Genomic DNA, 24,721 nt, shown 5'->3' on the forward strand with positions numbered 1-24,721 from the left:
AACAGGACTTCAATAAAAGATGTCTTTGATACGGTAGTACGTCCCCACGAGCGGCAGGAACCAGGGCTTGCCGGTGTGGCCCGGAATCGCGGCCCATTCGGACTCGTCCCAAGGGTTGCGGTCTTCGCGGCCGTCCATGACGTCCGCCATCACCTGACCCATGTGTGTGGACATCTGCGTGCCGTGGCCGCTGTAACCCATCGAAAAATAAATGCCGTCGTGTTGCCCGGCGTGCGGCAGGCGGTCGACGCTCATGTCCACCAGACCGCCCCAGCAATAGTCGATGCGCGCGTTCGCCAGCATCGGAAACATCGCGGCGAGACCCTGTTGCAGGATGCGCCCGCTCTTCGCATCGGACGGACGCTCCGATGCCGTGAATCGCGCGCGGCCACCGAACAGCAGACGCGAATCGGGCGTCACGCGGAAGTAGTTGTGCATCAGGCGCGTGGTCGTATACGCGCGCCGGTTGGGCAACACCTTCGCCAATAGTTCCGGCGGCAAAGGCTCGGTCACCACGATGAACGACCCGACCGGAGCAAGACGCCGCCGATACCAGCCAAACGGCCCATGCCGCGACGGGCCGGTTGCGATCAACACCTGCTTCGCACGCACTTCGCCGCGCGCGGTGACGACGCGATGTCCGCCGCCGTCTTTCGCGATCGACGTGACCGCCGCGTTTTCATACAGCTTCGCACCGTGACGAACCGCGGCTTCGGCGAGCCCGACCGTGAACTTGCCCATATGCATCTGACCGCCGTGACGTTGCAGCAATCCGCCATGGAAACTGTCGGACTGAACCTCGCTGCGGATACGTTCGCCGTCGATCAGTTCAATGTCGGTATCCACCGTGCGGCGAATCAGATCGGCGGTCTTCTCCAGGTGCGCGAGATGATGCGGCTTCGACGCCAGCTTCAGCTTGCCGGTCGCAATGTAGTTGCAGTCGATCTGCTCTTCGCGGATCAGACGCTCGACCGTATCGACGGCATCCGCAAACGCGCGGTAACACGCGCTCGCGCGCTCGATACCGAGTTGCGCGGCGAGCGCGACGAAGTCTTGCGCGACGCCCGTATTCACCTGCCCGCCATTGCGGCCGGATGCACCGCCGCCCACGCGCCCAGCGTCCACCACCGTTACCGACGCGCCGCGCTTACCCAGCGCCTGCGCCGCCGACAAGCCGGTGAAGCCCGCGCCGATCACCACCACATCGGCGAGGCCGTCGACCGGGCCTTCACACGCCGTGACGAACGGCGGCGCGGTGTAGAGCCAATAGGAATCGAGCTTCATCCGGAGTGTCCTTTGTTCGGCAGATGCTTACAGGCCGAGTTCGGCAGCCAGTTGCGGAATGCCGTCGACTTCGTAGTACTGGTAATACGGCGTCGACGGTTCATGACCACGGTTGATGAACGCCTTATGCTTGACGCCCATGTCGTGCACGGTCATGAGGTCGTAGCGCAGGCTCGACGACACGTGCAACACGTCTTCCGGATTGCAGTTGAGCTTGTCGAACATGTACTCGAAGCCTTGCATGCGCGGCTTGTACGATTGCGCCTGCTCGGCCGTGAACACTGCATGGAACGGCGCACCGAGCTTGTCGACGTTGCTTTGGATCTGGTCGTTCGACGCGTTCGACAGAATCACCAGCTTGTACTTCTTTGCAAGGCGCGACAGACCTTCGGGCACGTCCGGATGCGGGCCCCACGTCGGCACCGCCTCATAGATCTTCTGCGCACCGGCTTCATTGAATTCGACGTTCATGCGCGCGCACGCACGGCGCAGTGCATTCACCACGACATCGCGATACGGCTTCCATGCGCCCAGCACTTCGTCGCGGCGATAACCGGCGTAGAACGCGACCAGCTTTTCGAGGTCGTCGGCCTTCAGAATGTGGCCGTACAGTTCGCGCGTCATGTCGGCCATGCGGAATCTGGTCAGCGTGCCGTAGCAGTCGAAGGTAATGTATTTAGGTTCGAATTCGATCATGGTGCAGTCCTATCGTGATGGTGAACTCGCGTCGAGCTCATTGGCGAAAACAGGGAAAGCTCATTCCTGTAAAAGATTTAATCAGCGCAAAAACATAGATGTTCCTGATTCGCGCGCTGCTTGTGACACAAACCATGCGTTTTGAGGCCGTTGCGCAGCAGAGTCTGCGGTTACCGGCTGGAAGCCTTGCCAGGCTTGGCTCGCGTGGGGCCGAGCATCGACGGTGCATGACGCCGAAGTCATGCGATGACGCCGTGCACGCGGCCGCCCCCGTCATTGCCGCAGATCGATCAGCACGCTCTTGAAACGCAGATTGGCCTCGTAAGCCTGGCGTCCCAGATCCTTGCCGATGCCCGAGCGCTTGTAGCCGCCCGTCGGAATCATGAAGTCGGACGTGCGGCCATACCGGTTGACCCACACGGTGCCCGCTTCGAGTCCGCGCACGAAGCGCAGCGCCCGGCCGAGGTCTGCCGTATGCACGCCGGCCGCGAGCCCGTACTCCGGATGTTGTGCGAGCGCGAGCGCTTCTTCTTCGGTGTCGAAGGTCTGCAGCGTGAGCACCGGGCCGAATACTTCTTCGCGCACGGCATCGGAGTTGGCGGTGACATCGGTCAGCAAGGTCGGCGTGTAGAACGCGCCGGAGGACGCGCCGCCAGCCTGGGCACGCACGCCGCCGTAGCGCAGCGTTGCGCCCGCGTTGACCGTGCGGCCCACGATGCTTTCGATGCGAGCCGCCTGCGGCTCGGAGATGATCGGCGAGAGCGTCGTGCCCGCCGCCCAGGTCGCGCCCGGTTTCAATTCGGCGAAGATCCTGCCGATGCGCTCGGCAAGCGGTTCAGCGAGGCTGCGCTCGACGAGCAGCCGCGAACCGGCCACGCACACCTGCCCCGCGTTGCCGGTGATCGCGCCGGCGATACGGCGCGCCACGTCATCAAGACGCGGCGCATCGGCGAATACGATTTGCGGACTTTTACCGCCCAGTTCGAGGGTGACGGGCTTGGTGCCGCTCATCGCGCATGCCGCCATGATCGACGCGCCGGTGCGCGTCGAGCCGGTGAACGTGACCTTGCTGATCTTCGGATGACGCACCAGCTCGTCGCCGGTCGTGCGTCCGTCGCCCTGAATCACATTGAAAATGCCCGCGGGCACACCCGCCTGCACGGCGAGTTCGGCGAGGCGCAGCACCGAGAACGGCGTCATTTCCGATGGTTTCAGCACGACGGCATTACCCGCGGCAAGCGCGGGCGCGATCTTCCACGAAGCCATCACGAGCGGGAAATTCCACGGCGCGATTGCGCCGATCACGCCGTATGGCTCGGCGATCGTCATGCCGAGATGGTCGTGGTCGGTAGCCGCGACATCGCCGCCAAGCTTGTCGGCGAACTCCGCGTAGAAGCGGATGCCTTCCGCGGTGAAGGGCACATCCCACGAAACAGCTTGCGCGACAGGACGGGTCGAGCCGAGCGCTTCCAGGCGGCCGAGCGCGGGCGCGTCGGCTTCGACCAGATCGGCAAAACGGCGCATGATTTTCGCGCGCTCGCGCGGCGCCATGCGCGCCCAGCCGCTCGTGCGAAACGCCTGCCATGCGTTCTCGACCGCGCGGTCCACCATGTCGGCATCGGCCACCGGCACGCTCGCGTAGACCACACCGTCCGACGGCCGCGCTACGTCCATGCGACGCGCGCCGTGCTGCCCGCCTTCCACGTACTCACCGCCGATGAAATGGCCGCTGCGAATCGCGACATCGTCCGGATTGAAGCTGTCCATGAGAAAGTGTCCTGAGTGGTGACTGGATAAAGACGCATGCGATGCGTTCATAGCAAGTCATCGCAATGACAAAATCGTAGAGCCGCGCGCCCGGCATATGTCGCCGACAAAATTCCCCGCGCAGCAGAACCCGCCTGTAATGCATGTGCAGACTTGGTGTTTTGCATCGAATTGCAATGCGGCCCTCTGAAGCGCGCCACATAAAAAGATCGTCCTAGTCACACCGCGCCCCGAATGACAAAGTGACGCGTAAGCCTTTAGCCATTCAGGGAGTGCGGCGTGCCCGATTCGATTACCTATAGACGCTTTACCCTCGACGACATAGACGCCGCCCATGCGTTGACGGTCGAACTCAAATGGCCGCATCGCGCGGACGACTGGAGATTCGTCGCGCAACTCGGCGTGGGTTTCGTCGCGGAAGACGCGAGCGGCGTGATCGGCACGGCGCTCTGCTGGAAGTACGGCGCGGACCGTGCGTCGCTCGGCATGGTGATCGTGTCGCCGGCGCGGCAGGGACGCGGCATCGGCAGAAAGCTGATGGAGCTTCTACTGGAAGAACTCGGCGGCCGAATCACGTTCCTGCACGCAACCACCGCCGGTCAGCCGCTCTACGAAAAGCTCGGCTTTCGCGCGGCCGGCACGCTCGACCAACATCAGGGCGCGGCATTTCAGCCGCCGCTCGTGTCGTTGCCGCCCGGCGAGCGTCTGCGTCCGTTAGGTTCGAGCGATACCGCGCGGCTCGTGGAACTGGCTTCGCAGGCAAGCGGCCTCGATCGCGGCGAGGTGCTGCCCGCGCTGCTCGAGAACGCCGACGGCATTGCGCTCGACCGTGACGGTGAACTCGTCGGCTTTGCGCTCTTTCGGCGCTTCGGCCGCGGCTTTGCGATAGGCCCGGTAATCGCACCGGCGTCTGAGGACTCGAGCCGCGCAAAGGCGCTCATCAGCCACTGGCTTGCGCTCAATGCAGGCGTGTTCGTGCGCGTCGATACGCCGGGCGATAGCGGTCTGACCGAATGGCTGGAACAACTCGGCCTGCCGCGCGTGGACACCGTCGTCCGAATGGTGCGCAACGCAGCGCCGGAGAGCGTGGCGGCCAAGGCGACACGTTGTGTGCAGTATGGCATCATCAATCAGGCGATTTTCTGACCCGTCATGGCCTTTCTCTATAAAGCAGACCCGGCGCGCGGCGCGCAATGGGCGAAACTCTTCGCCGAGAAAGCGCCCGATCTACCGTTTCATATCTGGCCCGATCACGGCGATCCCGCCGCGATTCGCTATCTCGCAGCCTGGCAACCGCCGGCAAATCCCACGCTCACGTTTCCCAATCTGGAAGTCGTATTTTCAGTGGGCGCGGGTATCGATCAATTCGATCTGTCGGGCGTGCCGGCGCATGTGCCGGTCGTGCGGATGATCGAACCGGGGATTGTCGAAGGCATGGTGGAATACGTCACGCAGGCCGCGCTGACGATTCACCGCGACCTGTTCGACTACGGTCTTCAGCAACAACAGCAGGTGTGGCGCGAACTGCCACTGAAGCCGGCTGCGCAACGGCGCATCGGCGTGCTCGGACTCGGCGTGCTCGGCACCGCGGTTCTGGAACGGCTGCGCCTCTTCAGTTTTGCGTGCGCGGGCTGGAGCCGCTCGCCGCGTGAAATAGAAGGCGTCGAATGTTATGCGGGCGAAGGCTCGCTCGACGCGTTTCTCGCGCGCACCGACATACTCGTTTGCCTGTTGCCGCTCACGTCCGCCACCCGCGGCCTGCTCGACGCGAGCCTGTTTGCCAGGCTGCCGCGCGGCGCATCGCTGATTCAAACCGGGCGCGGCCCGCAACTGAATCAGCCGGATTTGCTGGCAGCGCTCGACAGCGGTCAACTCCTCAACGCGATTCTCGATGTGACGGATCCCGAGCCTTTGCCGGCCGGCCATCCGTTGTGGACGCATCCGCGCGTGCGCATCACGCCGCATATCGCCAGCGCCACGCGGCCCGATACCGCCGTCGACGTAGTGCTCGACAACTTGCGCCGTCATCGCGAAGGTCTGCCGATGCTCGGTCAGATCGACCGCACGCGCGGCTATTAAGCGGCACACATGTCATCGAACAGATGCCCGGCGGCACTTTTCAACGTCCGCAGCACAAAATGCTAAGGGCATGCATCAAAACGCGTCGTGCGCGCTTTTCAGGCAATTGTTTAGGCAAGCGGGCGACCGCCTCGGATCAGTAGTATGGAACGGTCAACAGCCCTTTCCCGCGACGAGAACCCACCATGCCGATTCAATCGCTCATTGAAGCCGACCGCCAGCATCTGATTCACCCTGTCATCAACTATCGCGCGCACGAGGCTCGCGGCGTCACGGTTCTCGAATCCGCCAGCGGCGCGTTTCTGCGCGACGCGGCCGGCAATGAACTGCTCGATGCCTTCTCCGGCTTGTGGTGCGTGAACGTGGGCTACGGCCAGCAGAGCATTGTCGAAGCCGCCACCGCGCAAATGAAAAAGCTGCCCTACGCGACCAGCTATTTCCATTTTGGCTCTGAGCCCGCGATCGAACTCGCGCAGAAACTGGCGAGCGTCGCACCCGCGTCGCTGCAACATGTGTACTTCACACTCGGCGGCTCGGACGCGGTCGACTCGGCAATCCGCTTCATCACGCATTACTTCAACGCGACGGGCCGCCCGTCGAAGAAGCACATCATCGCGCTGCAACGCGGCTATCACGGCTCGTCGAGCATGGGCGCGGGGCTCACTGCATTGCCCGCGTTCCACCGCAATTTCGATCTGCCGTTGCCAAACCAGCATCACCTGCCCTCGCCGTATGCATACCGCAGCAATTTCGCCGACGACGCCGCGCTGATCGCCGCCTCGGTCGGCGCGCTCGAAGCGAAGGTCGCGGAACTCGGCGCGGACAACGTCGCCGCGTTCTTCTGCGAGCCGATTCAAGGCTCGGGCGGCGTGATCGTGCCACCGGTCGGCTGGCTCAAGGCGATGCGCGAAAGCTGCCGCAAGCTGGGCATTCTCTTCGTCGCGGACGAAGTGATCACGGGCTTCGGCCGCACGGGTCCGCTCTTCGCATGCCAGGGCGAGAATGTCGAGCCGGACCTGATGACTGTCGCGAAGGGCTTGACCGCCGGTTACGCACCGATGGGCGCCGTGCTGATGTCTGACCAAATCTATCAAGGCATTGCCGATGGCGACGCCGAAGCGATTGTCGGCCACGGTCACACGTATTCGGCGCATCCGGTAAGCGCGGCAATCGGTCTTGAAGTGCTGCGGCTTTATCACGAAGGCGGGCTGCTCGCGAACGGCGTAGCGCGCGCACCGCGTTTCGCCCGCGGTCTCGACGCGTTGCTCGAGCATCCTCTAGTGGGCGACTCGCGTCATCGCGGCTTGCTCGGCGCGCTGGAACTCGTCACCAATAAGGACAGCAAGGCGCAATTCGACCCGGCACTGAAGCTGTCGGAGCGCATTGCCACTGCCGCGTATGAAAACCGCCTGATCTTCCGCGCGTTCGGCGACAACATTCTCGGCTTTGCGCCGGCGCTCTCGTACACCCAATCGGACTTTGACATGATGTTCGAGCGGCTCGAAAAAACCCTGGACGACGTGCTCGCGCAAGCCGATGTTCGGGCGGCGCTGAGCGGCAAGAACGCGGCCAACAGCCAGGTCAAAAGTACTGCCGCTGCATGCTAGAGTAGAGGGCACCCTGAGCCCCTTACCCCAACCGCCGGAGCCACAACGTTACGATGAGCAGCGACTGCAAGCTGGACCGTATTGACCTGCGCATACTTTCGCAGTTGCAGAAGAAAGGCCGCATAACCAACGTCGAGCTTGCCGACGCGGTTGGCCTTTCGCCCAGCCCTTGCCTGATTCGCGTCAAGCGCCTGGAGAAAGCCGGCTACATCATCGGCTATGGTGCGCAAATCCAGCTCGAAAAGCTGGGCGACGTGCAGATCGTTTTCACCGAAGTCACGCTCGCCGATCACCGGCGTGAAGACTTCACGAAGTTCGTGAATGCGATTCGCGACGTCGATGAGATCGTCGAATGCCATCTTGCTAGCGGCGGTTACGATTACCTGCTGAAGTTCGTCACGCGCAGCGTGAGCCATTACCAGAGCATTATTGAAGGCTTACTGGAACGCGACATCGGCATTGAAAAATACTTCAGCTACGTGATCATCAAGTCGCCGTTCGTGAAGAGCCACTATCCGCTCGAAACGTTGTTCTCGCAGAATCATCAATAGGTATATCAGGCGCTGTGTTCCGGCGGGCTCCATTGGGCAAACTCCGCGCTGAGAAAGTCCACGCAGACCCGCACTTTCGCCGACTGCGCGAGCCGCGCCGGATACACCGCCCACAAGTTCGCCGGCTGCGTCACCTCCGGCAACACCTGCTGCAACTGGCCGCTTTCCAGCAGCGGCCGCACGTCCCATATCGAACGCAGTACGATGCCGCGTCCGGCCAGCGCCCATTGCACCGCCACCTCGCCATGATTGGTCGACAACGGTCCCGTGACCTTGATCGACACAGCTTCGCCGCGCACGGTCAAGCGCCACAATCCAAACGGATGATCGCGCTCCTTGATCGCGAGGCACGCATGCGACGACAGGTCGGCTAGCTGACGCGGCGCGCCATGCCGCGCGATGTAGTCGGGCGACGCGCATAGCACGCGATGATTGGACGCAAGCCGCCGCGCGATCAGATGCGGCGCGATGTCGTCGCCGATACGGATGTCGAGATCGAAGCCTTCGCCGGCCACATCGACGAGCCGGTCGAACAGGTCGAGGCGCACGCTCAACTGCGGATAACGCTCGGAAAACCCCGCGAGCGCGGGTGCGACGAAGCGCCGGCCGAAACCAAAGCTGCTCGAAATACGCAGCTTGCCGCCGGGAATACGGCGCGTGGTCGAAACGTCTTCCACCAGCTGATCGACGTCGTCGAGAATTTTTTCGGCCCACGTATAGACACGCTCGCCGGCTTCCGTGATCGCCACGCGCCGCGTGGACCGGTGCAACAAACGCGTGCCGAGCGTAGTCTCCAGAACATTGATCCGCTTGCTCACATAAGCCGCGGACACGGACAACGCCTCTGCCGCCGCGCTGAAACTGGCTTTGCGCGCGACTTCGCAAAACACGCGCAGATCGCCGAGATCGGGTGACGGGACGGCGTTCATAGGTCGCTCACTGGCGTTGTGGTTTGTACACGAATCGTGCACAGTGGCTTAACTAAAGCGACCATTTTAGAGCCAAACTGCAGGAATAAAATAACCGTTATCGAATCAGTACTAGCCCTAATGGAGGAGCACAACATGTCGAAGAAATATCGGATCGCTGTCATTCCCGGCGACGGCATCGGCGTCGAAGTCATGCCCGAAGCGCTTCGCGTGCTGGACACGGTGAAGACTCGCTTTGGCATCGAGCTCGAGTATCAGCACGTCGAATGGGCGAGCTGCGACTACTACGCGAAGCACGGCCAGATGATGCCCGACGACTGGAAGGCGCAACTGCAATCGGCCGACGCGATTCTGTTCGGCGCGGTGGGCTGGCCCGACACAGTGCCCGACCACATTTCGCTGTGGGGCTCGCTGCTCAAGTTCCGCCGCGAATTCGACCAGTACATCAACCTGCGCCCGGCGCGTCTTTTCGCCGGCGTGCCGTCGCCGCTCGCGGGGCGCAAGGCCGGCGACATCGACTTCTGGATCGTGCGTGAAAACACCGAAGGCGAGTATTCGTCGGTAGGCGGCGTGATGTTCGAGGGCACGGAGCGTGAGTTCGTACTGCAGGAATCGGTATTCACGCGGCACGGCAGCGAACGCGTGTTGAAGTTCGCGTTCGATCTCGCGCAACGCCGCGAGCGCAAGAAGATCACCGTCGCAACCAAGAGCAATGGTATCGCGATCAGCATGCCGTGGTGGGACAAATGCGCGGCGGGCATCGCGGCGCAGTACCCGGACGTCACGTGGGACAAGCAGCACATCGACATTCTCTGTGCGCGCTTCGTGTTGAATCCGGACCGCTTCGACGTGGTGGTGGCCACCAATCTGTTCGGCGACATCCTGTCCGATCTCGGTCCCGCATGCACCGGCACGATTGGGCTCGCGCCGTCGGGCAATCTGAACCCGGACCGCAAGTTTCCTTCGCTGTTCGAGCCGGTGCATGGCTCGGCGCCCGACATCGCCGGCAAGAACATCGCCAATCCGATTGCGATGATCTGGTCCGCGGCGATGATGCTCGACTTCCTCGGCAATCACGAGGGCAAGGAGCGCGAGGCGCACGACGCGATTCTGGCTGCGATCGAAGCGACACTGGTTGAAGGCCCGCATACCGGCGACCTTGGCGGCAAGGCGAACACGACCGAAGTCGGTCAGGCCATTGCCGCGAAACTCGGCTGAAGCTGACTCAATCTCTTTGCCAGGACACTCTCGCATGAGCATGGAAACGTATCCTATCGAAGTCGAGTTCCCCGACATCTCGGCACACGAACAATCGCCGTCGGGCATTGCATACGTTCATACGTTCGACTCCGGCGTGCCGGGCCCACACGTAATGATCAACGCGCTCACGCACGGCAACGAAGTGTGCGGCGCAATTGTCGTGGATGACCTGCTGCGCCGCGCGTTGCGCCCCCGGCGCGGGCGCCTCACGCTCGCGTTCGCGAACGTCGCGGCTTACCTGAGCTTCGATCCCGCGAAGCCGGACGCCGCTCGATTCGTCGATCAGGATTTCAACCGCGTTTGGACCGCCGCCGTGCTCGACGATGCGTCGCTAACTTCCAGCGAACTGGCGCGCGCGCGGGCGATGCGGCCGGTAATCGACAGCGTCGACGCGTTGCTCGATCTGCATTCTATGCACGAGAAAAGCAAGCCGCTGATCGTGGCCGGGCCGCTGCAAAAAGGCATCGAGCTCGCTGTGCGACTCGGCACACCCGCCACCGTGATCTGCGACGAAGGCCATCCGGAAGGCCGTCGCATGCGCGACTATGAAGGCTTCGGCGACGCAGCCAGCACGAAGAACGCGTTGCTGATCGAATGCGGGCAGCACTGGGAAAAGAGCGCCGTGGCGGTGGCGCGCGACACGACCGCGCGCTTCCTGCTGCTCGCCGGTGTGGTCGACGAAAGCGATCTGCCGCCTGACTGGCTCGCGCCGTTGCCACCTGTGCAGCACATTGTGCGAGTAACGGAGCCGGTCGTCGCAACGAGCATGGACTTTCGTTTTGCCGGGCCGTACACCGGCCTCGAAATCTTCCCTGAAGCCGGGGCCGTGATCGGCTGGTCCAACGGCGAAGCCGTCACCACGCCTTACGACAACTGCATGCTCGTCATGCCTTCCCTGCGCCAACTGCGCCCCGGTGTGACGGTCGTGCGCCTCGGCAAGATCGAACAAACCATTGCCAACACTTCAACCAGCGGCCTGTGAGCGGGCGCGTGCATTTATATAAGGCAGCTAAAGCCATGAAGGTTCAACAAATCAAACAAAGCGTGAATCTGCAGAATCTGGAGGACTGGGGCACGGCTGGCCTGCCCGGCACCACGCCGATCCGCGTCTCGGGCGTGCAGCGGGTGATCAAGGGTACGGAAGCCATCGACACCGGCATCTTCGAATGCTCGGCCGGCACTTACCGCCGCTCGGTCAAGCAGGCCGAGGTCATGCACATCATCGCCGGGCATGGGCGCTTCACGCCCGACAATGAGGAGACGGTCCACTTTGCAAGCGGCGACACGCTGTTCTTCGAAGCCAATACCGAAGGTCTTTGGGAAGTGGACGAGACCATGCGCAAGATCTACGTGATTCTCTGATCGACCCTTATAGTTACTACCCGGCTCGCGCACGCGCGCCGCGGCCTCCGCACTATTCGCTGCTTCCTCACCGCCCTTTCCTTTCGACGTGAACCGGCAGCAGTGTCGGGTAATCCCGCGTTGACCTGCCGTTATCAAATTACTTACAGTGGCGCTTGTTCGCTAAAAGAATCGTAGTTCTATATACGAACAAATAAAATTGATAGCGACGGCCACCCTGTCCGCATACCATGCATGGATGAAGCGGACAGAGTCGCAGGCGCAGGCATTGCGCGCCGCCCAACGGCGCGCGATCGTAAAGGAAGACGAGGCTCGCTGCGACGAGCCTTTTTGCAGTCAGGAGACGCATCATGAATCGCAGCAACGCTGTGAACGTTCAGACCTTCCTCAACGAGCATCCATTTTCACCGTTCCAGTGGCTGGTCTTTTTCATGTGTTTCGTGATCGTCCTGCTGGACGGTTTCGATACGGCCGCCATCGGCTTCATTGCACCGTCGCTGCTCGCGGAGTGGGGCATCGCCAAACCGGCGCTCGCACCCGTACTGAGCGCGGCGCTGTTCGGCCTTGCGTGCGGCGCGCTGGTCTCGGGGCCGTTGTCCGACCGGCTCGGACGGCGGGGGATGCTGCTGGGTTCGGTGCTGCTGTTCGGTGCCGCCTGCCTCGGCTCGGCGTTTTCGACGAGCATCGAATATCTGACGGTGCTGCGCTTCATCACCGGCGTCGGCCTCGGTGCGGCCATGCCGAACGCCGTCACGATGATGGGCGAGTACTGTCCGGACAGCCGCCGCGCGACCGTGATCAATCTGATGTTTTGCGGCTTCCCGCTCGGCGCGGCGTTCGGCGGCTTCCTCGCCGCGTGGATGATTCCGCATTTCGGCTGGCGCAGCGTGCTGCTGCTCGGCGGTATCGCCCCGCTTCTGTTGCTGGTCCTGTTGGTGATCAAGATGCCGGAGTCGGTTCGCTACATGGTCGCCAACAATCAGCCGGTCGCGCGGATTCGCGCCGCCCTATCGCGCATTTCGAACGAAGCGGCGCAGGCCGACTCGTTCATGATGACCGAAACCGCGCCGCAAACGGGCGGCAAGGGCGCGGGCGTAGTGCTGTCGCGCGCGTACATCGTCGGTTCGCTGATGCTGTGGATCACCTACTTCATGGGCCTGGTAATCTTCTACGCGTCGATCAACTGGATGCCGATTCTGTTGAAGGACGCCGGCCTCACGCCGCAACGCGCGACGCTGATTTCCGCGCTGTTCCCGCTCGGCGGCGTAGGCGCGGTTGTGTGTGGCGTGCTGATGGACCGCTTCAACGCGAACCGCATCATCGCGGCCTGCTATGCGTTGACCGCGGTGAGCGTGTATTTCATCGGCCAGGCGGTGGGCAATGTCGGCGCGCTCGTGTTCATCGTGTTCGTTGCGGGGGTGCTGATGAATACCGCGCAATCGTCGATGCCCGCGCTCGCCGCCGCGTTCTACCCGACGCAAGGGCGCGGTACGGGCGTCGCGTGGATGCTTGGCATTGGACGCTTTGGCGGCATTGCCGGCTCGTTCCTCGTGGCGGAACTCACGCGCCGTCACTTCACGTTCGCCGGCATTTTCGCAACGATCGCGGTGGCCGGTGTGATCGCGTGCATTGCGCTGCTGATCAAGCAGGCGGCGCGGCCGCACGTGGCGAATGCGTCGGTGCCTAAAGCGGAGTCGTTTGGGCACTGAGCGCATCGCACGGAGATCGCCTTGCCGATCTAAGTAAGCCGCCTTTCGAGGCGGCTTTTTCTTTTGAAGGTGTACAGAAGCAACTGCAAAAGCGGCACCGACTCCGAAGCCGAGTCCGACAAGAAATAATCGCCCGCAGCGACGAATCGACGCGGGCAGCGAGGGTCCGGTGCCGCGTTAAACTGCGGCCTTTGCGCCCAACAGGATTCGTCGTGATGAAACGCGTGGTGATATCGGCATTGCTTGCGGGATGCCTCGCTCAAACGTCCGTTCAGGCCGTGGCACAAACGGTCAGCGATCAATGTTTTGCGATCGGCGATATTGCCGGCCAGGTCGCTTCCTGGCGCGCGCACAAGAAGACCAAAGCGCAGGCGCTCGATCAGGCTGCAAAGTACTATCGCGACGATGCGGACCGCCAGACGTTTGCCGACATCATCGAGAAAATTTACGCGCCCGACGCGCCGCGCATGACACCGGACCAGGCCAGCATGGCGTTCACGTCCGACTGCGCGAAAGCGCGGAAGGAGCAGGCGTTAGCGCGCTAACGCCTGCTTCGCGAAGGTCTATTTCATGCCACGCGAAGTGTAATTGCAGACGTTACAGGTTGCGAAACGCACCCAGGGAACTCGACGCGTTGCCGTGAAAATCGAATAACGTGTTGCTCGGATCGGCTCACCAGTCGCTGTGCATGTGCCTGGGTTACGCAACTGAGAACGGCCAGTCCAGCAATAATGGACCACTTCACCACACAAGAATGCATCCTGTTCATGTAGATAACTCGCATACGTGGAAGACCAGTCGCCTTCTCTTAGCCCTTCAGCGCAATGCCCTTCCAGACGGTGCCGGTTTCCTCATTGACACTGCATAGCCAGAACCACTGGCCGGGAACCATCGGACATGAGCCCCCCTGTTCCAGCGACACACTGCGCACAGCGTCAAACTTCTGCCCGCGTTCGAACCGCATCACGTCAGTCGGGCCTTCCTTTGTCCAGCCTTCCCACACGCCGGATTCCGGGCATGGCGCGTCAGTACACAGGTTCATGTACCCGTAGGTCTGCCGCTTTTTCTGGTTCTGTTCCTCGCGCTTTTTCTTGCGCATCGCGGGCGTGAGATAGGGGTAGTCGCGATCTATTGTGATTCGATCAAGCCGCACCTTCCCGGAGGGATCATTGGGCGCGGGGTCCAGGAAGAACAGTTCAACGTCCACGGGAAAACGTCCGTTGTCGCCCGCATTCGCCCGGTAACGGTAAGGGTGCAACAGCATAGCCGGCGGTAGACCGGCCCCCATGTCGTTTTTTTCGTTCATGATGCCATCGCTGTCTACCCAGTATCCTGCGAGATCAAGACGCTCTTCAAGCACGCGGCGATTGATCCCGGCGAGAGCGTTATGGAACCACAGCTCAAAGGAAACCGGCACGACTCGCACTTTCAACCTGTCGTCTGAGTAATCGAGCGGATCAGGCGATGTAGACAGCCGCACCCTCGCATCAGGAAAGGCGTCCTTCGCGAACGCGTATTTTTTGCCCCCTCCTTCAGGGACAAAGTATTCGGACGATTCGAGCGTCCCGAAAGCAGGGTCGCCCGGGTTGAACGGCCTGTCGTCGCGCATCACCTCCATGACCTTATCAAGTAGCGCGTATAACGCCCGCTCCTGCGACGGCGTAATGTCGTAACTCATTTCAGTGCGCTCCGATTGACTGGATGACGTGGGCGTAGACACTTGTGCATGTGCCTGGGTTACGCAACTGAGAACGACCAGTCCAGCAATACTGGACCACTTCACCACACAAGAATGCATCCTGTTCATGTAGATAACTCGTATACGTGACTGCCATTGTTCGGACCTGCTCCGGTGTGACGTTTCTCACCTTGCAGGCTTCGGCCTCGACTTTTTCCAGATCGGCCTGAATGAATTTCCAGTACTCGACTCCCTTCAGCTTGCGAATCAACCAGTAGTAATAGAACACCAGCATCGCATGGATGCCGGTGCGGGCGAGGCCGTCTTCCGGGAAAGGTGTTCTAGAGGCCAGGTCGAATATTCCTTTTCCGGCGATCTCTTTGAAACACGTTTTCATTTTGGGGAACTCCCTGTAATCGTCGGGAAATGCGTTGAGCAATGAAATCTGCCAGAAGAGTTGCTGGCAGTGCCGCGCTTCGTGATAAACGGTGTCGGCGAAATCAATCAGCGCGGCATTCGTTGCCGGATCGCCTTTCATGGTCGTGATAATTCCATCGACGTCCCATCTCGACAGACACAACGTCCAATAGCGGGCCGTAAAAATGCCATGCGCACCAGTGGGAAAGTCGTATTGCGCCGCGTTCGCCGCCGACACAATCACGATGTCGGGCATTGCCACGGCACTTGCTGGGGTAGGCCCCGGCAATCCGAACGGACCCGCCTGCAACGCATTCCAGATTGGCGCCTGGACCGCTGGCACGATGACCGCCCCTATCTCTTCATCCGTCTTTCCCGCGAGGCTCGCCCAGTCGATTTTGCAAAGACTTTCCTTCACAGCGGCCGTGTAGCTCTTTGCAACCGGGTACTCGACATCACTCCGGTACTGGAACGTCGGCGGCGTATCGGCAGCTCTCGCATTCCTGAGCAGGTGATACGCACGCAATCCCCAGTTCATCGGATCACACCCAACGAACACAGGCGGCTTGCCATCGCCCGTCAATCCGTCGCCCGGCGTTTCGGCTGAATTGCCGCCCACTTTTGTCGTGCGCTTTTCCGGCATCTCCACCGTTTCAGGTGCGGGCAGACTGTCATCGCGCCATACGGTCGTCGTACTCGCCGATATCACCTTATCCGGCTCGCTCTGCGACAGCAGTTCAACCAGACCGAACGACACAACGTTGCTCGTCGCCAGTTGCATCTCGCCGCGCCCGTTCGTGACGCCTTCGATCACCTGACCATCGTCCAGCGTGATGCGATAGGGCTGCCCCGCCAGAATGAACCCGCCGCCGTCCTCAACCAGCACATGATGCGCGGACAGTTGCCCCGGATTCTCCTCCGAGACCGGCATCGCGACCAGCACAGCCTGTGGATCGTCTGTCGCATGGCTCGCTGCGTGAACGAGGTAGTGCCCGTTCGTGTGAACTGTGACGCCTTCCGGCGTCAGCCGCAGCAGGGTTCCGCCCGCGTTGATTTCGATACCCTTCAGCGCGGCCAGCCGCAGCCACCCGTTCTGGCTGGTCACCGTCACGTCCTCCCGCGCGATGGCCTGGAGTCCATCGGCACGCGCTTCGAGGTGTATGCGCCCGGTTGCGGCAATCATCGATATCGACTTGCTGGCATAAAATGCAATCGCTTCGCGCACGGAAGCAAACAGCGATTTGAGCGCGGCAATCGCGACGTTGCCGCCCGCCGTCAACGCCGTATGTTTCCCACTCACGATATGCGTATTGTCCTGCGCCGCCGCATGCAGATTCGCCGCGCTGGACACGGCAATATCCGGCTGCCCGAACTCGGGAAAGTCATGAGCTCCGCCCGATGCCTTGCCACGTAGCGCGGCGTTTGCATCGCTCAGCGCCTTCGCAACATCCCGTTGCGCCCCGGTGGCGTCCTGCGCGCCGTGCTGCTGTGCGGACAGCGCAAGTTCTTCGTGGATGCTGCGCGCTTCCGTTAGCTGCGCGTGCGTCTCGCCCATTTCCTTGACCTTGCCCGCCGCGCCGGTACGTGCAAAAGTCGTCACGATCATGCCGAGGGCAGCCCTTAGCGCGCCATGCTTGTCGGTCCGAAGCTCGAAGCCTTCACCCCGTTCGTCCTGCCGCCCACGGTTGCCGTCGATACGCGTGATATAGCCCAGACTCAGGCTCGACTTTGCATGATCGCTGGCAAGCTGCGCCTGCTGCCTGTCGTGCGTATCGTCCAGCGCAAGATGGTTTGACGAAGAGCCTTTCTCCATTCTGGAGCGCAGGCCCGAAACCCACCGATTGTGCGGCAGTGCCCACGCGGGCGGATTATCTGCGTTGACAGCGCTTCCCGCGATATACGGCATGTCGGGATTGCCGTTGATATAGCCAACCAGAATTTCGCTCCGGATGCGCGGGACGAGCGCCGCCCCCATCTGCCCGTTCTGCCAGGGCTGCGTGACACGCAGCCAGATAAACGAATTCTCGTCGTAGCGCCCGGCGCGGTCCGGAACAAGCTGGCACTTCACGCGGCCGAGCGCATCGGTCCACAGCTGCTGGTCGTCGGGACCACTGACAATGGCAATCTCGGTGCCCGCGACGGGCCACGGCGTGACCATAGGCAGACGGAAATACCCTGCAAGTATCGGACAAAGCTCGAATGCGGTATCGCAGCGAAATGCCTGATCCGTCCCGCTTGCCTGGGCATTTGCCTCCATCGTCAATGTGGTGGACACGACGATGTATTCCTGGTTTGCCTTGTCGAGCGGGTGTTCAGCCAGGTGAAACGTTTTGCCGGGTATCAGTGCGCGGAGGTGGCCGTGTCCCGTCGCGCGCAGTCCCTGGCAGCGCAGCGACTGCATACGGACCATCGCGGCCTGTCGCGCCTGTTCGCGCGCATCGAGCGGTTCAGCATTCAGACCCATCGCCCCCTGTAGCGGCTGGCTTGTGTTCACGTACTCGTAGAACTCCTGCTCAGCGCGCGCCGTGTCGCGCGGATCTTCACTGGATACGCGCAGTGGAATGTTTGCCCGTCGCATGCGCGGCTCGGTGTAGTCGTGATCGACGCCTGTCGCGTTACCTGCTGTCTGTCGGCTCGCAAACTCAAGTCGGGCGATGGTTTCCTCATCGGTCCGGTTTTCATCCGGGGCGTACCGGATCGTTCGGTAAGCCTCGCCGTGCCGGTGAAACGCGCCCATGGTGTCGGCAATAACGAGCGTGTGCGCATCGTCATGGTCGAACCAGAAGAACAGCCCCGCCCGCTCGCACCAGCGTTTGAAACAGATGTAGTCGGATTCGTAGTACTGCCGTTGCAGGTCGCGCCTTGGATAATGCGACCCGTGAAGCGGCCCGGCAATGCGCCAGTCGATCTTTTCCGCATACCCGCGTAGAAGTTCGCTGATGGCCTCTATCACGGTGCAGTTCTGGAAGATGCGCCAGTTCTGGCCGAGCGTGGCCTTTTTCAGCGCGGGCTCGATTTCAAACTCGTAAACCATGGAGCGATCATCGCGCCGTACAAACCGCGCAACACTCACGTACCCCGAAATCTTCCGCACATGGAAGCCGATATTCCCGTCCCCCGTGTCGCCTGGCATGCCAGACACAAATGTACCTTTGCCGGGAACGTCGATTGATACCGTGACTTCCGTCCCAACGATGCTGTCCAGATCGAGCGCTTCCACGTAGGTGTCGATGTCGGTCATGACGCGGACCGTGTAGTGGAACAGTTCGCCGATGGCTTCCGTGCCGTGTAGATGGACCGGAATCAGGACCGGCTTCGACATGTCCTCGACCGGTAGCGATCTGGCCTTGCGATAGTAGTGTTCGGGCGTCAGCGGCGGCGTCCACCGGGGCAAGGCCGCGCCGTCTATCATCATGGGCCGTTCCGGCGCGCGATATATGTCGCTGTAATTGCGAAAATGATTCTTCATGCGCCGTTTCCTACGCCCTGATGAGCGTAGCCCCGCACGCCGTCCGGTCACCTATGAAAGCGACACGCGCGCCGCGATGAGTCCTCCTGCCGGTCGCCTCGATCGGGAACCTGCCGCCGCATGCCGGGCACTCGACCAGATGGCCGTCCAGCGCGACGCGGACATTCCTGTGTGTCAGATCGTGCGACGCTTCTACAATCCTGCCGCCGTGATCCGTCGAGTCCCCAAGGCGGGCCATGTCCCTACCGGTTGCTGCATCCTTCATCCGTGACTCCTGTTTTATTAAGCGATCCACAGTCGAAAGCGGCATGTTCTTCCGCTGCGTGACGATGGATTGTCTGACTGGACAGAGCCCGCCTTAAGACCCGCGCACCGGGATCAATGGCCGCTGTCGCAGTCATCTTTAACGGAGTAGTGGCCCACGAATATCGGACAAGGATTAAATAGGTGCGGAACATATGCACGCCGCATATTCCTGTCCGGAATGCGTTACGGGCGCTGTTGTGAACGATACTGGCCTGCTCCGGGGAAGCGCCCGAAGGGCATCCCCTGGGGAAAGCGCATCCGGCAGGACTTGATCCGCTTGCCGCATGCGTCCTTTGCCGGGTTCGCTGTCGGGTTGTCGTAGACGTCCGCGACCGGCTCACCCGCGCATACAGGCGCGATCCGTCATCGAGCAGATCGCCATAGGAGATGCCCCACGCGCTGATCGATGCGCTGCTGCCGCCCGTGCTCCCGCCGCGAGTCGGAGCCGGCGCACCGCCGCCGCAACTTGTCGTTGCGCGCGTCGACAGGTCCATGTCGCAGGCGCTAGCTTTGCAATGCAATCAGCAGAATATGCTGTAGGCGCCCGAAAAAACCCGTCTGCACACCGTGGGCCGCTTTTTGAGGCGATTCATTGACTGTCGGACGCGCGTAGCATCGGCCTATGGAACGAGATTCGCGCGGCTCTCTGCACACCGCTGCGCGCTCACAGAAACCGTACGCCTGATCCTGTCAAAAGGGCAACCCAAGGAGCAACGCAATGTCCCTCGCATTGACGCGCAATGAGCTGATCCGCCCGCTCAATTTCATCGGTGGCCAGTGGATCGCCGCCGCGAACGGCGCGCGCTTTCCCGTCACCAATCCCGCGACCGGTGAGACGATCGTCGAAGTGGCGAACAGCAGTACCGCGGACGCACGCGCCGCCACCGACGCCGCGGCCCGCGCGTTGCCCGCATGGCGCGGCAAGCTGCCGCGCGAACGCGCTGAGATTCTGCGCCGCTGGCATGCGCTGATCGTCGCGAACACCGAAGACCTCGCCAGGCTGATGTCGACGGAACAAGGCAAGCCTCTCGCGGAAAGCCGCGGCGAAGTCGCGTATGGCGCGTCATATGTCGCGTGGTTCGCAGACGAGGCGACGCGCATTTACGGCGACATCATTCCGCAGCAGCAACGCGGCAAGCGCATGAGCGCGGTGAAGGAAGCCATCGGCATCGTGGCCGCGGTCACGCCGTGGAACTTCCCGCTCGCGATGATCGCCCGCAAGATCGCGCCGGCCCTCGCGGCCGGCTGCACGGTGGTCGCCAAGCCTGCCGAAGACACGCCGCTCACCGCACTGGCACTCGCTGCTCTCGCACAGGAAGCCGGCGTGCCCGACGGTGTGCTGAACATGCTGTCGGCTTCGCGCGACCAGGGCATTGAAGCGGTGGCCGATTGGCTCGCCGATGCTCGCGTTCGCAAAATCACCTTCACCGGTTCGACGCCGGTCGGCAAGCATCTTGCGCGCGAGTCCGCCGCCACGTTGAAAAAGCTGTCGCTTGAATTGGGCGGCAATGCGCCCTTCATCGTATTCGACGACGCCGATCTCGACGCCGCCGTCGCCGGTCTGATCGCAGCGAAGTTTCGCAATGGCGGGCAAACCTGCGTATGCCCGAATCGCGTGTATGTGCAAGCCGGCGTCTATGCGCGTTTCGCCGATCTTCTCGCGAAACGCGTGGCGGCCCTGAAGGTTGCACCCGCAACGGACCCGAGCGCGCAGATCGGCCCGATGATCAACGAACGCGCCATCGACAAGATCGCGCGTCACGTGGAAGACGCCGTAAAACAAGGGGCAAAAGTGCTGACGGGAGGCAAACGCCTAACGGAACTCGGCCCGAACTACTATGCGCCGACTGTGCTGACCGACGCGCAGGACGGCATGCTGGTGTGCTGCGAGGAAACCTTCGGACCGGTCGCGCCGCTGTTCCGCTTCAGCGACGAAGCTGAAGCGCTGCGTCTCGCGAACGATACGCCGTTCGGCCTCGCCGCTTACTTCTATACGCAGGACGTGCGGCGTATAGACCGTGTCGCCGCTCAACTGGAAGCAGGCGTAATCGGTATCAACGAAGGCGCGGTGTCGAGTGAAGCGGCGCCGTTTGGAGGCGTGAAAGAATCGGGCTACGGCCGCGAAGGCTCGAAGTACGGACTCGACGATTATCTGTCGATCAAATACCTGTGCCAGGGCGGCTTCGACCAATAAGCAATCGCGCTCGCGTTAAGCCAAAGCGTTGCGATGGGCTTCCACCAGTTCGGCCATGCTGTTAAAGCGAAAGTCAATCTTCGGCTGGGAGCCCGGGTCCATTGTCGCGCCAAAGCCCTCTTTGGCGTACCGACGATAGATCCAGCACGACGCAAGTCCAAATGCATTCGCCGGCTTGTGATCGTGAAAGAGACTTTCTGCCGTGTGAAGGATCTTTTCCCTGGCGATGCCGCGTTCGCCCAGCTTCGCCAGCATGTACTCGAAATTGCGCGGCGACGGCTTGTATGAACCGATATCTTCAGCGGTGAATATGGCGTCGAATTCGACGTGCAGCTTTGCGTTGCTATAGCTAAAGCTCTCATTGTCCACGTTCGAAAGAATGACCAGCTTGTAGTGCTGCTTCAGGTACTGCAACGCAGCGGCTGAATCGTCGAATGCCGGCCAGTTCTGAATTGATCTGCCATAAGCCATGCAGTCGTCGAGCGTGTAAGGCACGCGCCACTCTTCCGCGAGGCGCTTATAGACGATCGGCAACAACTCCTGATAACGCCGGTAAGGCGTGTATTTTTGCTGCGACGACTCGTGTCGCGCGTGTGCTTCGAGCACCTGGTCGCGCGTGAGCGTTTGCTCGACGCGTTCGAGAAGCGGCCGCAAGCCTTCGAAGATGCCTGTTTCCCAGTCGATTAGCGTGCCGTAGCAATCGAACGTCAGCGTGTCAAAGTCGGTCAGTCGCATTGATTGGGCTCCTCTTTTTCGCGGATTAGAAGCCGCAGTGTAGGTTATCGTGCGCGTACCGACGTCAAACGCGCGCCGCCAACATGCGAAACAGACGGCGGCCTTGAAGTCGATTGCCGAAGGCCACTTCGACCGCTCGCCCTACCGCCCTAACCGCTCGCCAGTCGAGCAATCTGCGTCTCCGAGATCGCGCGAACATCGACGCGGCGCGGCAAAATCGCGTCGTGGTTCGCACTGTCGGCCACTTTCTGAAGCGCGGCAATATCCGTATCGTTGACGAAATGCTGTTTGAGCGACGCGCGCCGCGTGATCGTTTTCGCGGCATCGAGCGGAGAGCGCGTCAACGTTGCATAGATTTGCGCATAGGCATCGGCGTTTGCCAACGCCCAGTCGCCCGCACGTTGCAGTCTCAACAGCACGTCCGCGATAGCCGCGCGTTTGCCTGCGTCCGCAAGCGACGACCCAGACGCAGTGATGAAGCCTAGCCCGCTATTGATGCCGGTGCCGTCGCGCAGAATGCGGGCGCCGCGTTGCACGGCAATGCCGTAGTAGGGATCGAATGTCGCCCACACTTCGATGGATCCAGAAGCGAACGCCGCAAATGCATCGACGGGCAAAATAAAGCGCACCGTCACGTCGTCTTTCGACAAACCTGCTTCGGCGAGTGCGCCATACAACTGGAATTGCGAAATGCTGCCGCGTGCCGACGACACAAATACGGTACGCCCTTTCAGGTCGGCAACCGTGCGTATCGCGGAGTTCGGCGGGACAAGGATGCCGAGTTGCGCGCCCGAGCCCACGCGGGTTGCCACGATCTTCAAGGTCGGATCGCCCACCGCCGCTGCGAGTACCGGCAAATCGCCTGCCGGTGCGAGATCGACGGCGCCTGCACGTTGCGCTTCGAACAGCGGCGCTGCCCCCTGAAAATTGGCCCAGCGAAAAGCGTATGGCGCACCGTCGAGCACTTTGGCCGCTTCGACGAGCGCGCGCGTGCCACCGGCCTGGTCGCCGAGTACAAGCGTGGTCGATGCAAGATCCGCGGCTAGCGTATGTTGCGAATGTAGAACGCCGGTCGCGGCAAGCGCGGGCACGGCGCCCAACAGTTTCAGCATGCGCCGTCGCGTTGAAAAAGATGTGGAAGCAGAAACAGCCATAAACCCTCGCGTTCGGTTGATGCGTCAGCGTATCGAGCCGCGGAAGGCATGGGAATGAATCGATTTCGATAACGTTATCTATCAGCGCGCTTTGGCGTCGACGCGTGGCGCGCCTTGATGGCGCGCGCTGGAAACGGTTGATGTACGACGCGGTATCGTCGAGGGCCGCGTTGTACGACACAGCATTCGGGCCGCGGTCGGGCACCGCGACGAACGTATGGCAACCCGCGTACGCGATGCCCGAACCGAGGCCACCGAGCATATTTCCCGGTGCGCCGTTCTCCAGCGGTGCCGCCGTTTCCTTCGACAGATCGCCGCTAAGGCCGCCAATTTGACCAACCGCGATGAGATCGACCGCGGCGCGCGCCGTCGTCGCGAACGTCAGCGACGATACGATCGCCGTGAGAGGCAAACAGACTTGGGAAGGCTTGTATGTGAGTGCTCCAGTACACGCGAGAAACCGCCACTGTCCCGTTTGAAGTGCACGCTTTAACTACCCGCGATTCAAAGTTGAAACGGATTGGTCCGATGCGTGCCAAAAAACCGCCCCAATTCGAGGAGCAGAGCTCCTCATCGACACACCTGGGTCAAATCCCTAAGTGTGGGCGTCAGGCACGGCCATGGCCGAAAAGCGCGATTTTCCGCGGCGGCAAGAATGACCTGCCGATGACGCAGATGTGAAGCACTTCGGTCAGATCTACGCACGCGGGCATATAGCGACGCGCGCTCAAATGGCTGCAACCGCGGCGCGCTCGTGACTCCACAGTAACTGGCCCACTCCTTGCCTTTATCTTTTCATACAGCCGGCGACACGACCACCGACCAGGTCATGCCAACGGGGGCTTCTCTCATACGCTCGTCAACGAGCCGCGGGAAGAACGAACCGGCTGCGAAATAAAAGAATACTAGGAGTGCCAGGAGATGCGGTCTTTCATTCTCATTCGAACGGGGTTGCGGTGCACCGCGCGCATCGTGCGTCGTCTTCCCGCATCTCATCTTGCGGTCATTTTCAATGCGCCGCTTCCGTGCCTTGTTTTCCGGAAGCCAATCCTGCTGCCAATCGCGCAGCGCGATCCTCAGCACACGAATCGTAGTGGGCCGCTTGCGGCTCCTGCCCGGCCGCTCTAATACGCAGCGCCCGGACGCCCTTTCCTGTAGCACCTCGTAGTGAGCAGCACGTTGTACCCAAACCGTAGTCATTCGATGACATTTAAGTTAGCCATCCTTCTATGAGCAGGAAGTTGTCAAGGCCCTTCGCGAACTGACTCACAAATCATCGATCAAGCGTGTCACCATCCGGATCGAAACATCGTTGCGGGGTCAAGGGCAGGCGAAGCCTGGCGCAGCGGACCCTTGACGCTGTGAGATGGCGATATGCTGGCGCATGATTGTGAGCGCGAGTCATTGCGCTCACAATCATGCAAACGCGTTTGCGCGGCATGTTCCCGGGAACTTCCACCGCCGTCAGCAATTGCCACGATCCGTTCAATATTCCAAGTCTGAAGCCGATCTTCGCGCGCGTAA

General features: G+C 61.5%; 20 protein-coding genes. 10 read left to right on the forward strand and 10 right to left on the reverse strand.

Going from position 1 to position 24,721, the window contains the following annotated elements:
* Window positions 1–9: 9 nt before the first annotated feature.
* The 3 genes from RW095_RS12285 to RW095_RS12295 all read right to left on the reverse strand — a co-directional run bounded on the left by RW095_RS12285 (window position 10) and on the right by RW095_RS12295 (window position 3,747).
* The gene (locus RW095_RS12285) at window positions 10–1,284 is read right to left on the reverse strand and encodes an NAD(P)/FAD-dependent oxidoreductase (RefSeq protein ID WP_317019286.1); all 1,275 of its coding nucleotides are present in this window, start codon (window positions 1,282–1,284) and stop codon (window positions 10–12) included.
* Between the two features lie 27 nt (window positions 1,285–1,311).
* Window positions 1,312–1,980, reverse strand: a complete 669-nt coding sequence (locus RW095_RS12290) for a haloacid dehalogenase type II (RefSeq protein WP_317019287.1) — start codon at window positions 1,978–1,980, stop codon at window positions 1,312–1,314.
* 273 nt (window positions 1,981–2,253) lie between these two features.
* Entirely contained in the window at window positions 2,254–3,747 is a 1,494-nt protein-coding gene (locus tag RW095_RS12295) for an aldehyde dehydrogenase family protein (RefSeq protein ID WP_317019288.1), read from the reverse strand.
* Between the two features lie 279 nt (window positions 3,748–4,026).
* Here RW095_RS12295 and RW095_RS12300 point away from each other — a divergent pair, with 279 nt between their 5' ends.
* From RW095_RS12300 to RW095_RS12315, 4 genes are all read left to right on the forward strand, one after another.
* Window positions 4,027–4,893 carry a GNAT family N-acetyltransferase gene (locus RW095_RS12300; protein ID WP_317019289.1) on the forward strand — a complete coding sequence of 289 codons (867 nt, stop codon included), beginning with the start codon at window positions 4,027–4,029 and terminating at the stop codon, window positions 4,891–4,893.
* Between the two features lie 6 nt (window positions 4,894–4,899).
* Window positions 4,900–5,826: a 2-hydroxyacid dehydrogenase gene (locus RW095_RS12305; protein ID WP_317019290.1), complete on the forward strand. Its 927-nt coding sequence runs from the start codon at window positions 4,900–4,902 to the stop codon at window positions 5,824–5,826.
* Between the two features lie 185 nt (window positions 5,827–6,011).
* Entirely contained in the window at window positions 6,012–7,433 is a 1,422-nt protein-coding gene (locus RW095_RS12310; RefSeq protein WP_317019291.1) for an aspartate aminotransferase family protein, read from the forward strand.
* 53 nt (window positions 7,434–7,486) lie between these two features.
* On the forward strand, window positions 7,487–7,984 hold the full coding sequence (locus RW095_RS12315; RefSeq protein WP_317019292.1) for an Lrp/AsnC family transcriptional regulator: 498 nt from the start codon (window positions 7,487–7,489) through the stop codon (window positions 7,982–7,984).
* 5 nt (window positions 7,985–7,989) lie between these two features.
* Here the strand turns inward: RW095_RS12315 and RW095_RS12320 are convergent, their stop codons facing one another.
* Window positions 7,990–8,913 carry a LysR substrate-binding domain-containing protein gene (locus RW095_RS12320; protein WP_317019293.1) on the reverse strand — a complete coding sequence of 308 codons (924 nt, stop codon included), beginning with the start codon at window positions 8,911–8,913 and terminating at the stop codon, window positions 7,990–7,992.
* Window positions 8,914–9,048: 135 nt separating this feature from the next.
* Here RW095_RS12320 and RW095_RS12325 point away from each other — a divergent pair, with 135 nt between their 5' ends.
* From RW095_RS12325 to RW095_RS12345, 5 genes are all read left to right on the forward strand, one after another.
* Entirely contained in the window at window positions 9,049–10,131 is a 1,083-nt protein-coding gene (locus RW095_RS12325; RefSeq protein WP_317019294.1) for a tartrate dehydrogenase, read from the forward strand.
* Window positions 10,132–10,165: 34 nt separating this feature from the next.
* On the forward strand, window positions 10,166–11,155 hold the full coding sequence (locus tag RW095_RS12330; protein WP_128597863.1) for a M14 family metallopeptidase: 990 nt from the start codon (window positions 10,166–10,168) through the stop codon (window positions 11,153–11,155).
* Window positions 11,156–11,190: 35 nt separating this feature from the next.
* Window positions 11,191–11,535 (forward strand): cupin domain-containing protein, encoded by a 345-nt coding sequence (locus RW095_RS12335; RefSeq protein WP_128597864.1) that lies wholly within the window; start codon window positions 11,191–11,193, stop codon window positions 11,533–11,535.
* Window positions 11,536–11,885: 350 nt separating this feature from the next.
* Window positions 11,886–13,244 (forward strand): MFS transporter, encoded by a 1,359-nt coding sequence (locus RW095_RS12340; protein ID WP_317019295.1) that lies wholly within the window; start codon window positions 11,886–11,888, stop codon window positions 13,242–13,244.
* A 215-nt stretch (window positions 13,245–13,459) separates the two neighbouring features.
* Window positions 13,460–13,789, forward strand: a complete 330-nt coding sequence (locus RW095_RS12345; protein ID WP_317019296.1) for a hypothetical protein — start codon at window positions 13,460–13,462, stop codon at window positions 13,787–13,789.
* A 263-nt stretch (window positions 13,790–14,052) separates the two neighbouring features.
* Here RW095_RS12345 and RW095_RS12350 read toward each other — a convergent pair whose 3' ends face one another.
* The 4 genes from RW095_RS12350 to RW095_RS12365 form a co-directional block, all read right to left on the reverse strand.
* Window positions 14,053–14,922 (reverse strand): hypothetical protein, encoded by an 870-nt coding sequence (locus tag RW095_RS12350; RefSeq protein WP_317019297.1) that lies wholly within the window; start codon window positions 14,920–14,922, stop codon window positions 14,053–14,055.
* A 1-nt stretch (window position 14,923) separates the two neighbouring features.
* Complete coding sequence (locus RW095_RS12355; protein WP_317019298.1) at window positions 14,924–18,808, reverse strand: type VI secretion system Vgr family protein; 3,885 nt, start codon at window positions 18,806–18,808, stop codon at window positions 14,924–14,926.
* Window positions 18,809–18,818: 10 nt separating this feature from the next.
* Window positions 18,819–19,118, reverse strand: coding sequence for a PAAR domain-containing protein (locus RW095_RS12360; protein ID WP_317019299.1), 300 nt, complete (start codon window positions 19,116–19,118; stop codon window positions 18,819–18,821).
* A 179-nt stretch (window positions 19,119–19,297) separates the two neighbouring features.
* Complete coding sequence (locus RW095_RS12365; protein WP_317019832.1) at window positions 19,298–19,474, reverse strand: phage minor tail protein L; 177 nt, start codon at window positions 19,472–19,474, stop codon at window positions 19,298–19,300.
* A 358-nt stretch (window positions 19,475–19,832) separates the two neighbouring features.
* Between RW095_RS12365 and RW095_RS12370 the strand changes: the two genes are divergently transcribed.
* A complete protein-coding gene (locus tag RW095_RS12370) occupies window positions 19,833–21,308 on the forward strand; it encodes an NAD-dependent succinate-semialdehyde dehydrogenase (protein WP_317019300.1) in 1,476 nt (491 codons plus the stop codon).
* A 15-nt stretch (window positions 21,309–21,323) separates the two neighbouring features.
* Here the strand turns inward: RW095_RS12370 and RW095_RS12375 are convergent, their stop codons facing one another.
* Both RW095_RS12375 and RW095_RS12380 read right to left on the reverse strand, forming a co-directional pair.
* Complete coding sequence (locus RW095_RS12375) at window positions 21,324–22,043, reverse strand: haloacid dehalogenase type II (protein ID WP_317019301.1); 720 nt, start codon at window positions 22,041–22,043, stop codon at window positions 21,324–21,326.
* Between the two features lie 149 nt (window positions 22,044–22,192).
* The gene (locus RW095_RS12380) at window positions 22,193–23,197 is read right to left on the reverse strand and encodes an ABC transporter substrate-binding protein (RefSeq protein ID WP_317019302.1); all 1,005 of its coding nucleotides are present in this window, start codon (window positions 23,195–23,197) and stop codon (window positions 22,193–22,195) included.
* Window positions 23,198–24,721 lie beyond the last annotated feature (1,524 nt).

The organism is Paraburkholderia kirstenboschensis (assembly GCF_032806925.1).
Lineage (GTDB): Bacteria > Pseudomonadota > Gammaproteobacteria > Burkholderiales > Burkholderiaceae > Paraburkholderia > Paraburkholderia kirstenboschensis.